The organism is Chthonobacter albigriseus (genome assembly GCF_013839445.1).
Taxonomy (GTDB): domain Bacteria; phylum Pseudomonadota; class Alphaproteobacteria; order Rhizobiales; family Pleomorphomonadaceae; genus Chthonobacter; species Chthonobacter albigriseus.
Genome location: NZ_JACDIT010000007.1, coordinates 92329 through 103654, shown reverse-complemented (window position 1 = coordinate 103654; position 11326 = coordinate 92329). Strand labels below are relative to the sequence as shown.

9 protein-coding genes are annotated in these 11326 nt (G+C 68.3%); 4 read left to right on the top strand and 5 right to left on the bottom strand.

Features of this window, described 5'->3' with window-relative positions; translation table 11 throughout:
* The 3 genes from HZ321_RS17175 to amaB are packed head-to-tail and all read right to left on the bottom strand — an operon-like array spanning position 1 to position 3571.
* Complete coding sequence (locus HZ321_RS17175) at positions 1-1212, bottom strand: acyl-CoA dehydrogenase (RefSeq protein ID WP_181703621.1); 1212 nt, start codon at positions 1210-1212, stop codon at positions 1-3.
* An 11-nt stretch (positions 1213-1223) separates the two neighbouring features.
* Positions 1224-2027, bottom strand: coding sequence for a 4-hydroxy-tetrahydrodipicolinate reductase (dapB, locus tag HZ321_RS17170; RefSeq protein WP_181703620.1), 804 nt, complete (start codon positions 2025-2027; stop codon positions 1224-1226).
* Positions 2028-2041: 14 nt separating this feature from the next.
* Positions 2042-3571 (bottom strand): L-piperidine-6-carboxylate dehydrogenase, encoded by a 1530-nt coding sequence (gene amaB, locus HZ321_RS17165; RefSeq protein ID WP_181703619.1) that lies wholly within the window; start codon positions 3569-3571, stop codon positions 2042-2044.
* A 200-nt stretch (positions 3572-3771) separates the two neighbouring features.
* Here amaB and HZ321_RS17160 point away from each other — a divergent pair, with 200 nt between their 5' ends.
* Complete coding sequence (locus HZ321_RS17160) at positions 3772-4635, top strand: LysR family transcriptional regulator (protein ID WP_244635953.1); 864 nt, start codon at positions 3772-3774, stop codon at positions 4633-4635.
* 691 nt (positions 4636-5326) lie between these two features.
* Here the strand turns inward: HZ321_RS17160 and HZ321_RS17155 are convergent.
* Positions 5327-6010, bottom strand: coding sequence for an invasion associated locus B family protein (locus tag HZ321_RS17155; protein WP_244635951.1), 684 nt, complete (start codon positions 6008-6010; stop codon positions 5327-5329).
* 266 nt (positions 6011-6276) lie between these two features.
* Between HZ321_RS17155 and HZ321_RS17150 the strand changes: the two genes are divergently transcribed.
* The 3 genes from HZ321_RS17150 to HZ321_RS17140 all read left to right on the top strand — a co-directional run bounded on the left by HZ321_RS17150 (position 6277) and on the right by HZ321_RS17140 (position 10523).
* Positions 6277-8103, top strand: coding sequence for an extracellular solute-binding protein (locus HZ321_RS17150; RefSeq protein ID WP_342343870.1), 1827 nt, complete (start codon positions 6277-6279; stop codon positions 8101-8103).
* A gap of 24 nt (positions 8104-8127) precedes the next feature.
* Positions 8128-9774: an AMP-binding protein gene (locus tag HZ321_RS17145; protein WP_181703617.1), complete on the top strand. Its 1647-nt coding sequence runs from the start codon at positions 8128-8130 to the stop codon at positions 9772-9774.
* 89 nt (positions 9775-9863) lie between these two features.
* Positions 9864-10523 carry a DsbA family oxidoreductase gene (locus HZ321_RS17140; protein WP_181703616.1) on the top strand — a complete coding sequence of 220 codons (660 nt, stop codon included), beginning with the start codon at positions 9864-9866 and terminating at the stop codon, positions 10521-10523.
* A 6-nt stretch (positions 10524-10529) separates the two neighbouring features.
* Here HZ321_RS17140 and HZ321_RS17135 read toward each other — a convergent pair whose 3' ends face one another.
* On the bottom strand, positions 10530-11198 hold the full coding sequence (locus HZ321_RS17135; protein ID WP_181703615.1) for a DUF502 domain-containing protein: 669 nt from the start codon (positions 11196-11198) through the stop codon (positions 10530-10532).
* Positions 11199-11326: the final 128 nt, after the last annotated feature.

Sequence of the window (11326 nt, the reverse complement as noted above, 5' to 3'; positions counted from 1 at the left end):
TCAGAAGAAGGCCTGCAACCCGGTGATCGCACGGCCGAGGATCAGCGCGTGAACATCGTGCGTTCCTTCATAGGTGTTCACGGTCTCCAGGTTCACCATGTGACGCATCACCTGGTATTCTTCCGAGATTCCGTTGCCGCCATGCATGTCTCTGGCCATCCGGGCGATGTCGAGAGCCTTGCCGCAATTGTTGCGCTTGACGATCGAGATCATCTCGGGGGCCATCTTGCCCTCGTCGAACAGCCTGCCGACACGAAGCGATGCTTGCAGACCAAGGGCGATCTCGGTTTGCATGTCCGCCAGCTTCTTCTGGATAAGCTGGGTCTGCGCCAGCGGCTTGCCGAACTGCTTGCGCTCCAAGGTATAGCCTCGAGCAGCGTGCATGCAGAACTCGGCCGCACCGAGCACACCCCAAGAAATCCCGTATCGCGCCCGGTTCAAACACCCGAACGGACCCTTCAGGCCGGAGACGTTCGGAAGAAGAGCATCCTCTCCGACCACGACGCCGTCCATCACGATCTCGCCGGTGATCGACGCGCGAAGCGACAGTTTTCCGCCGATCTTCGGAGCGGAAAGGCCCTTCATGCCCTTCTCCAGGACGAAGCCGCGGATCTCGCCGCCGTGCGCTTCCGACTTCGCCCAGACGACGAAGACATCCGCGATCGGCGAGTTGCTGATCCACATCTTGGAGCCGGTGAGACGATAACCGTCCGATACCTTCTCCGCCCGGGTCCGCATGCCAGCGGGATCCGACCCCGCGTCCGGCTCGGTCAGGCCGAAGCAGCCGATCCACTCGCCGGAGGCAAGCTTCGGAAGGTATTTCTTCCGCTGGCTTTCATCGCCGTAGGCATAGATCGGGTACATCACCAGGGAGGACTGCACGCTCATCATGGAGCGATAGCCGCTGTCGACACGTTCGACTTCCCGAGCGACGAGGCCGTACGAAACGTAGTTCGCGCCGGCGCAGCCGTAGTCTTCCGGGATCGTGACACCGAGCAATCCGAGTTCTCCCATTTCGCGGAAGATCTCCGGATCGGTCCTCTCCTCGGCGTAGGCCTCGATGACCCGCGGCTGCAGCTTCTCCTGGGCATAGGCCCGGGCGCTGTCCCGGATCATGCGCTCGTCCTCGGACAGCTGGTCGTCCAGCAGGAACGGGTCATCCCATTGAAACGACTGGCGCTTTTCGGGGGCGGACTTGGCGACGGCGGTCATGGGAAACCTCTTCAGTCGATGAGTTGATCGAGGCCGCGGCGCAGACCGGCGACTTCACGGACCCGACGGATGGCGAGCAGGGTGCCGGCGACATAGGGCGCCGCCGAGCTTCCGGCGTCGTGGCGGATCACGAGACGCTCGTCCGGAGCACCGAACTGAGCCTCGCAGGACAGCACGAAACCGGGCATCCGAAGCGAGTGGACCTGAACCGAACCTATTGTTCCGCCACGGGTTTCTCTGACGCCACCGAGTTCTGCGACCGGCTTGGCCGTGGACGGCAGCCGCACCGCCGAGAGCCGTTCGGCAAGTTCCCGCGCCGTGCCCGACGGCGTGTCCGGCTTCTTGGCGGATGCATAGTCGACCACCTCGACGTCGGGCACGTAACGTGCTGCCATCAAAGCGAATTTGGTCATCAGCGTGGCCGTGATGGAGTAGTTTCCGGCGGCGAAGACACCCACCCCGGCACCTCTGGCGGCGGCGTCGATCTCGGCGTAGTCGGCGGCCGTGAGGCCCGAGGTCCCGATCACCACGGCGACCCCGTGGGCGATCGCGGTCAGCACGTTCGATTTGACGACGTCCGGCTTGGTGTAGTCGACCAGAATTTCCGGCAGAGGTGTAGTCGTCATTATCGAGGCGACGGACGTATACGTAGTGCAACCCGTCGCAACCCCGCCGAGCAGGACGCCGACGTCCGTCCCGGCTGCCGAGCGCGACACGCCGGCGACCAGATCCATGTCGTCGGCGGCCATCACGCCCCTGGCGACGGCGCTTCCCGTCCAGCCGGTTATCCCCGCCACTGCGACCCGCGTTACCATGGCCGTTGCCTCTCTCACTCGACGTCGAACACGACGCCCTGGGCGAGCGGCAGCTCGCGGCCGTAGTTGATGGTGTTGGTGGCGCGGCGCATGTAGGCCTTCCAGGCGTCCGACCCGGCCTCGCGGCCGCCGCCGGTCTCCTTCTCGCCGCCGAACGCGCCGCCGATCTCCGCACCGGACGGACCGATGTTGACGTTGGCGATGCCGCAGTCGGATCCCTCCACCGAGAGGAACCGCTCGGCCTCGCGCAGGTCGTTGGTGAAGATGGAGGAGGAAAGGCCTTGCGGTACCCCGTTATGCATCGCCAGCACCTCGTCGAAGGACGACCAGCGCATCACATAGAGGATGGGCGCGAAGGTCTCGTGGCAGACGATATCGGTCTGCGCCGGCATCTCCACCAGCGCCGGACGGACGTAGTACGCATCGCCGCCCAGAGCCTCGTTGACGCGCTCGCCGCCGTGCACCGTGCCGCCGGCCGCCTTGGCCGACTGCAGCGCCTGCTGCATGCCCTCGAACGAGCGACCGTCGATCAGCGGCCCGACCAGCACGCCCTGCTCGCGCGGGTCGCCGACCCGCACCGACCCGTAGGCCTTCTTCAGGCGGGGAACCAGCGCGTCGTAGACGCTGTCGTGGACGAACAGGCGGCGGAGCGTGGTGCAGCGCTGGCCCGCGGTGCCCATCGCCGCGAAGGCGACGCCGCGGACGACCAGGTCGAGATCGGCCGACGGGCAGATGATCGCGCCGTTGTTGCCGCCGAGCTCCAGGATCGCGCGGGCGAACCGCTTGGCAAGCCGCGGTCCGACGGCCCGGCCCATCGCCGTGGAGCCGGTGGCCGAAACGACCGGCACGCGGGGATCGTCAACCAGGGCCTCACCGGCATCGCGTCCGCCGATGATCGTTTCGCTGAGGCCGGCCGGCACGCCGCCGAACTTGGCGGCCGCCCGCTCGAACAGCGCCTGCACCGCGAGCGCGGTCAGCGGCGTCTTCTCCGACGGCTTCCAGACCACGCTGTCGCCGCAGACGAGCGCGAGCGCCGCGTTCCAGGACCAGACGGCGACGGGAAAGTTGAACGCCGAAATGACGCCGACCACGCCGACCGGGTGCCAGGTTTCCATCATCCGGTGCGAGGCGCGCTCGGTGGCGATAGTCAGGCCGTAGAGCTGGCGGGACAGGCCGACGGCGAAATCGCAGATGTCGATCATCTCCTGAACCTCGCCGAGACCCTCCGAGGTGATCTTGCCGGCCTCGATGGTGACCAGCCGGCCGAGATCGGCCTTGGCGGCGCGCAGTTCCTCGCCGAACAGGCGGACCAGCTCGCCGCGGCGCGGCGCCGGCACCTTGCGCCAGGACAGATAGGCATCGTGTGCACGGCCGACGGCCGCCGCCGTCTCCGCCGCCGAAGCCTCCGGCAGGCGGGCGAGCACCGCGCCGTTGATCGGCGAGCGCACGACGATCGGGCCCTCGCCGGCCAGGGAAACACCGAGCCGATCCAGAACGGCAGCCGCTTCCGCGGCAAGGGTGTCGAGCTTCGGGGCGATCGTCATGGCCTGCGTCCTCATCGGGATGGCGGCGGACCGGCGATTGCCGGGCACCCGTTCAGTCGAACGGGACCTGCCGCACCATCGTTCATGTCAGGCCATCCTTATCCTCCTCCCCACTCTCGCTCTCAAGCGATGATTTCTGGTAGGATCATGACTGGAACTCATGACCCCAAGGTCCGATGGCCCGCGCGATCCTTCCCTCCATGTCTGCTCTCACCGCCTTCGAGAGCGCGGGGCGGCACCTGTCGTTCTCCAGGGCCGCCGCGGAGTTGCACCTGACGCAAGGCGCGATCAGCCGGCAGGTCCGCCAGCTGGAGGAGACGCTCGGCGTGGTGCTGTTCGAACGGGTGAACCAACGCGTTTTCCTCACCGACGCCGGCCGGCTCTATCTTCGCGAGGTGCAACGGATCCTCGCCGACCTCGGCGCGGCGACGCAGCGCGTGCTCGGTTTCGCCGGCACGGCCGGCACGCTGAACCTTGCGGTGCTGCCGACTTTCGCCACGCGGTGGCTGATGCCGCGCCTGCCCGGCTTCCTGCGCCATCACCCCGACACCACCGTCAACTTCTCCGTCCGCCTGGAGCCTTTCGACTTCCTGGAGGAGCCGTTCGACGGCGCGATCCACCACGGCGAGCCGACATGGCCGGGCGCGGTGTGCGAACATCTCTGCGACGAATCCGTGCTGCCGGTGGCGGCCCCGGGCCTGCGGGAAAAGCTCGGCATCGGATCTCCCGAAGACCTCGACCGGGTCCCGCTGCTCCACCAAAGCACCCGGCCGACGGCCTGGCGCGACTGGTTCGCCGCCGCCGGGGTCACCTCCAGGAACGCCTTCAAGGGCGCCCACTTCGACCAGTTCGCCATGATCGCCGAAGCGGCCGTCGCCGGCCTGGGGGTGGCGCTGGTGCCCCGCTTCCTGGTGGAGGAGGAATTGCGTTCCGGCCGCCTGGTCGTGCTGTTCGATGCGCCGCTCAGTTCGGGGACCGGCTACTGGTTCGTCTACCCGGAAGCAAAATCCGGCTCCGCCCTCGTCCGTGCTTTCGCCGACTGGCTGAAGCGGGAGGCGGGGTGACGGGGGGCGGCATGGTCCGAGCGGGAGGGGGTGATCCTTCACTTCCCCGTCGCCGTCATGGTCCGCGCAAGCGGACCACCTAAGAATTTGTGGGGTCCGCTCGGTGCGTGTCTTTCGACGTCGGGGTATCGGCAGGCAAAAAGGCGTGGGTGGTCCGCCTGCGCGGACCATGACGGCGGGTGGGGCGGGGAAGCTGGTGGTCCGCCGGCGCGGACCATGACGGCAGGTGGGAGTGGGACGAGCTCGGCCGTGGACACAGACGAATGCGGCGCGCGGTCACGTCGTAACCGTCCATGCGGTCGGGTGTGATCCTCTACTCCACCCCTTCGCCCTCATGGTCCGCGCGGGCTGGTGTAATCCTTTACCCCACCGCCCCCTCGTCGTGGTCCGCGCAGGCGGACCACCCACGAGTTTGTGGGGTGAGCTCGGTACATGCCTTTCGACGTCGAGGTGCCGGCCCGGAAAAATGCGTGGGTGGTCCGCCTGCGCGGACCATGACGGCGGGTGGGGTGGGGAAGCGAGTGGTTCGCCGGCGCGGACCATGACGGCAGGTGGGAAGAGGCAGCTGGTTGGCAAGCTCGGCGCGCGTCCTCCGCCGTCGGCGTCCTGGCATGACCCGCATGGTCGGTCCAAAACGAAACGGGCCCGCCTTGCGGCGAGCCCGGTCCGGACGCGGTGGTGTTGAGGGTTCTTACTGGCTCTGCGCGGGCTGGCCGGCGGCCTTCTGGGCGTCGATGAGCTTCTGCTGGGCTTCCTTCGCCTTGCGCTGAAGCTCGGCCTGGAGCTGCTGCTGCTGGCGCTGCAGCGCTGCGGTGTCGATGGCCGGGCCGTCGTAGGCGCTGGTGAAGCCCTTCAGCGAGATCTTGAAGCTGACGCCCTTGGCCTGCTGGTTGAGGGTGGTCAGCACCAGGTCGCTGCCCTTCTTGAGGGACGAGATGAAGTCGTCCGTGATCGGCAGTTCCGCAAAGCAGGCGTTCGGGAAGCAGATCGTGTACTTAGCCGCGTCCTGCTTGCCCTTGTCGACCTGGACGCGCATGCCCGGCTGGATCAGCATGCCGACGGGGGTCTGCACGAGCAGGATCTTGCGGGACTCGCCGTTCACCTCGCGGATGCCCGCCGAGGCCAGGAACTGGCCGGAGTCGGTGCGCAGCTCGCGCTGGGTGAAGCAGATCTGCTTCTTGGTGTTGGGGTCGGAGCCGCACAGCTTGACCCAGGCGTTGGGATCGGCAGCCGGAGGAGCCGCCTGGCCGCTGGCGGCCGGCGCCTGGGCCGGAGCCGCGTCCTGGGCCGAAGCGGGGCCGGCGAACAGCGCGCCGGAAACCGTCGCGACGGCCAGAGCCGTGGTGGCAGCGCGCATGATGTCGGTGATCGCCATGAAAATCGTCCTCGAGTATCGGTCCCGGCTGGGGTGATGTCCGCACCGGCTGTTCAGAAATATACGCCCCGAAAGCGTGCCCTTCTGGCCGGCCCGATCCGACGGTCGTCTGTTGGACCGCAATTGGGGCGACACGGTGGCCCGATTCCTTTCATCTCAATAAACGAGTGGGCGTGCGAAATGAAGCGGGTGGCGATCACCGCCCGACATCATGGTAGATTCGCCGTGACGTACCGGGAGATTCGCAAACCGAAGGTGTCTGAGCCGTGCTGAACCCTGCCCACCGCATGCCGTCCTGGAAAGTCCTGGCATGCGCGGCGCTCGCCGTCGTCCTGGCGCCTCTGGCCGCGCGCGCCGAACCCGCCCACGGTATCGCCATGCACGGGGATCCGGCGCTGCCGGCCGACTTCGCCGCCCTGCCCTACGCCAACCCGGACGCGCCCAAGGGCGGGCGGATCGCCTACGGCTTCACGGGCACTTTCGACAGCCTCAACCCCTTCATCGTGCAGGGTAACGCGCCGCGCGGCCTGCTCGACAACCTGCTCGGCAACAACGTGTGGGACACGCTGCTGGCCCGCTCGGCGGACGAACCCTTCACGCTCTACGGCCTGATCGCCGAGACCGTGGAGGTTCCCGACGACCGCTCGTGGGTGGAGTTCCAGCTCCGCCCGGAGGCGAAGTTCTCCGACGGCACGCCGCTGACGGTGGACGACCTGATCTTCACCGTCGACCTCCTGAAAGCCAAGGGCCGCCCGGTCTACCGCAACCGGTTCAAGAACGTGACGTCGATCGACAAGGTCGGCGACCGCGGCGTGCGCTTCACCTTCGGCAGCGGCGCTGACCGGGAACTGCCGCTGCTGATCGGCCTGACGCCCGTGTTCCCCAAGGACCGGACCGATGCCGCTAGCTTCGACAAGTCCACCCTCGCCCCGCTGATCGGCTCCGGCCCCTACATGTTCGACAAGGTCGAACCGGGCACCCGCGTGACGCTGAAGCGCAACCCGGACTATTGGGCCAAGGACCTGCCGATCAAGCGCGGCTTCGACAACTTCGACGAGATCAGCCTGGAGTATTTCCGCGACGGCAACGCCTATTTCGAGGCCTTCAAGACCGGCGCCTTCGACGTGATCTTCGAAAGCGACCCGCAGCGCTGGACAGACGGCTACGGCTTCCCCGCCGCCAAGACCGGCAAGGTCGTGCTCGACGAGGTGGAGAGCGGTTCGCCGAAGGGGATGAGCGGGTTCGTGCTGAACACTCGCCGCGAGATCTTCCGCGACCCGAGGGTGCGCGAGGCGATGAACCTGCTGTTCGACGCCGAATGGGTGAACCGCAACCTCTACGGCGGCATCTACCAGCGCACGGCCTCGTATTTCCAGGGTTCCGCGCTTTCCGCGATCGGCAAGCCGATGGACGACGCGGAGAAGGCGCTGCTGGCGCCCTTCCCGGACACCGTGCTCCCCGCCGTAGCCGACGGCACCTACGCCCCGCCCAAGAGCGACGGCTCCGGCCGCGACCGCAAGCAGCTGAAGGCGGCGCTGACGCTGCTGGGCGAGGCGGGCTGGAAGCTGGACGGCGGCGCGCTGAAGAACGCGGCAGGCCAGCCCTTCACCTTCGAGTTCCTGGCCAAGACCAAGGAGGAGGAGCGCCTCGCGCTCGCCTGGCAGCCGACGCTGAAGACGGTCGGCATCGCCATGTCCATCCGGCTGGTGGACTCCACCCAGTATTTCGACCGGCAGAAGAAGTTCGACTTCGACGCCCTGCAGATGCTGTGGACGGCGTCGCTTTCGCCCGGCAACGAGCAGAACAACCGCTGGTCGTCCCAGTCGGCGGAAACCGAGGGCACCTTCAACTACGCCGGCGCGTCCTCGACCGCCATCGACGCCATGATCGACGCGCTGCTGTCCGCGCGCGAGCGCCCGGCGTTCGAGGCGGCGGTGCGCGCTTTGGACCGGCTGCTGATCTCCGGCCGCTACGTGGTGCCGCTCTTCCACACGCCGAAGGACTGGATCGCGCGTTGGAAACGCATCGCAGTTCCGGAAAAGTCCGCTTTGACCGGCGCGCAGCCGACCACCTGGTGGTATCAGGGGGAATGACGGGATGACGAGGGGAATGGCGCGATGATTCTCTCCAGCGAGGCGCGCATCGCAGCGGCCGTCGAGGCCGGCGCCTGGTCACGCACCACTGTGGACGACCTGTTCCGCAAGGCGGCGGCCGCCGCCCCGGAGCGCACCGCGCTGACCGACGTCGGGGCCTCCGCGGTGCCCGGACTGGGCTCGTCCTACACCTACGCCGACGCCAACCGGCGAATTGAAGGATTGGCCGCCTTCTTCTCCTCCATTGGGCTGCGTCCGGACATGGTGATCGGCATCCACCTGCCGCCCTGCGCCGACGCCGCCGTCGTGACGCTGGCCGCGCTGAGGGCTGGTCTCGTCGTCAGCCCGCTGCCGCTGCACTGGACCAAAGCGGAGATGGAAACCGCGATCGGCGTCGCCGGCATCAAGGCGATCGTCACCGCTTCCGAGATCGAGGGCCAGCCCTCCGGCGAACTGGTCCGCGACGTGGCCGGCGAGGTCTTCGCGATCCGCTTCGTGTTCGCCGTCGGCGAGGGGCTGCCCGACGGCCTGATCGATCTCGCCGAGGTGATGGCCGAGGTGGACGCCCTGGGCGCCGCCCCCGCTGTGCCGCGGCGCGGCTCGCCGTCGGACCATGTCGCGCTGCTGTCCTTCACCCGTACCGTGGACGGCAGGCTCTGCGCCGTACCGCTCGCCCACGCCGCGCTGGTGGCGATGGCCGCCGCCCACGTCCGCGAGGCCGGCATCGAGGCCGGCGCGACCCTATTCGACCTGATGCACCCGGCCTCGTTGACCGGTTTCGTCGGCTGCCTGGTCTCCAGCCTGGTGGTCGATGGCACGGCGGCGTTCCACAATGGCATCCGCATGCGGCTGATCGCCGAGGCGGCGGGCCAATGCGGCGCCGACCGCGTGATCGCCCCCGCGGCGCTGGGGCCGGCGCTGGCCGCCGCCCTGCCGGCGGAGGTAGGGCTTTCGCTCGCCTGGACCGGCCTCGACGGCCGCAAGCCGGCCGCTGTGCCCGCCGCGCGCCCGGTCGTCGACCTCATCACCTACGGAGGCCTGACGCTGCTGCCTGCCGCGCGCGACGACGACGGCGCCCCGCGCGACATCGCCGTCGGGCCGCACCGCCTGCGCACCATGCCCCTCGACGGTCCCGTCCTCGCCGAGGCGCGCCTCAAGGGCCGCGGCACGCGCGACAGGCGCGTCACGTCGGGCGAACTGCTGCTCTCCGGCCCGCTGGTTCCCGACGCACCCTGGCCGGAGCCGGTCAGCGGCAACGTCGGCGGCGTGCTGGCCTTCATGAGCGACGGCGCGTTGCGCACCGGACTGACCGCCAAGGTCTCGCAGGATGGCGCCACGCTGACCGTGACCGGCACCACGACCGAGACCATCGTCGTCGCCGGCCAAGCGATATCGCCGGCGCGGGTCGACGACCTGCTGCAGCGTCACCCCGCCATCGTCGACGCCGCCGTGTTCGGCATCGAGGACCGCACGCTCGGCGCCCGCCTCGGCGTCGCGGTGGTGAACCGGCCCGGCCGGCGCCTCACCCTCGACGAGCTCAACGAGTGGCTGGACGCAGAGGGCGCCAGCGTGCTCGACCGCCCCGCGACGCTGATCGCCGTGCCGGAAATCCCCCGCGCGGCTGACGGGTCCGTGGCGCGCAAGTCCCTGTTTCTAGCCGCTGTGGCGTAACGATTCCGAGATCGCGCCGCCGCGGGCTTGAGGGGCGGGGTGCGGCGGGGTTAAACCGGCCGGTGTCCCAAGAGCCCGGAGCCGCAGCCATGTCCACGCCTCTCACCCTCGACGTCGTGATCGACGTGGTCTGCCCCTGGTGCTACCTCGGCAAGCGTCGCCTCGACGCGGCACTGGAGACCCTGCCGGACTTCGAGACGTCCGTCCGCTACCGGCCGTTCCAGCTCGACCCGACCATCCCGCCGGAGGGCAAGGAACGACGCGCCTACATGATCGAGAAGTTCGGCGATCCCGGCCGCGTGGCCGAGGCGCACGCCCGCCTGGAGGAGGCCGCCGCCGGCAGCGGCATCGCCTTCGCCTTCGAGCGCATCGAGGTATCGCCCAACACGCTGGACGCCCACCGCCTGATCCACTGGGCGCAGGAGGACGACCTCGGCGACGAGATGGTCGACCGGCTGTTTGCGCTCTACTTCGAGGAAGGCGCCGACATCGGCGACCGCGAGGTGCTGATCAAGGCGGCCGAGGACGTTGGCCTCGACCCGGATTTCATCGGCCGCAACCTGGACGACGGCACCGACCGCGAGGCGATCCAGCAGGCGATCGCCTACGCCGGGCAACTCGGCATCACCGGCGTCCCGTGCACCATCATCGCCGGCAAATACGCCATCTCCGGCGCGCAGCCGTCCGCCGTTATGGCCGACGCAATCCGGCAGGTCTCCGACGAACTGGCCCGCGCCGCTGGAGGCTGACCGGGATCAACCGACCGGCTCGGGCAGCTTGCGGGCGGCCTGCTCCACGAAGGCCTTGGCGGCCTGTCCGTCCTCGCCGGTGACGAGGCCGAAGGAGATGACGAGCTTGGCGGCGTCCTCCACGCTCATGTCGAGCATGATCGCCTCGGGCTCGGGGATGAACAGCAGATAGCCGCCGGTGGGGTTCGGTGTGGTCGGCACGTAGATCGTCAGCATGCCGTCCCCGCCCGGCGCCTTCAGCGCAACCTCGCCCTTGGTGGCGGCGGCGACGAACCCGATCGTCCAGACGCCCTGGCGGGGAAACTGTACCAGCGCCGCCTTCTGGAACGAGCGGCCGCGCTCGGCAAGCACGGACGAGAAGATCTGCTTCAAACCGCGGTAGAGATTGCGCACCACCGGCATGCGCTGGAGCATGTGCTCGCTCCAGCCGAACAGGGTGCGCCCGACGATGTTGGCGGTTAAGAAGCCGATCAACGTGATCACGAAGATGGCGACGATCAGGCCGTAGCCGGGGATGCTGAACGGCAGATAGTTGTCCGGGTTGTAGGCGGACGGCAGATAGGGCTTCACCCAGCTGTCCACCCAGGTGATCAGCGCCCAGGTGATGTAGACGGTGATGGCGGCCGGTCCCGCCACCAAGAGACCCGTCAGGAAATAGTTGCGCAACCTCGCCACGACCGCTCACCCCGTTCCGCCGGCGCGGAGGGTGCCCGCCGGCCACCGCTTCCGTTTCCGATCCGATTGGGGCGGAAATCCGAATGCGGCATTGCAGCGAGCAGCGAACCACACGCATATTGCGCTGG

Coding starts and splice junctions, on each gene's coding strand:
- HZ321_RS17175 (WP_181703621.1), bottom strand. CDS start 1,212: ATGACCGCCGTCGCCAAGTCCGCCCCCGAAAAGCGCCAGTCGTTTCAA.
- dapB (WP_181703620.1), bottom strand. CDS start 2,027: ATGGTAACGCGGGTCGCAGTGGCGGGGATAACCGGCTGGACGGGAAGC.
- amaB (WP_181703619.1), bottom strand. CDS start 3,571: ATGACGATCGCCCCGAAGCTCGACACCCTTGCCGCGGAAGCGGCTGCC.
- HZ321_RS17160 (WP_244635953.1), top strand. CDS start 3,772: ATGTCTGCTCTCACCGCCTTCGAGAGCGCGGGGCGGCACCTGTCGTTC.
- HZ321_RS17155 (WP_244635951.1), bottom strand. CDS start 6,010: ATGGCGATCACCGACATCATGCGCGCTGCCACCACGGCTCTGGCCGTC.
- HZ321_RS17145 (WP_181703617.1), top strand. CDS start 8,128: ATGATTCTCTCCAGCGAGGCGCGCATCGCAGCGGCCGTCGAGGCCGGC.
- HZ321_RS17140 (WP_181703616.1), top strand. CDS start 9,864: ATGTCCACGCCTCTCACCCTCGACGTCGTGATCGACGTGGTCTGCCCC.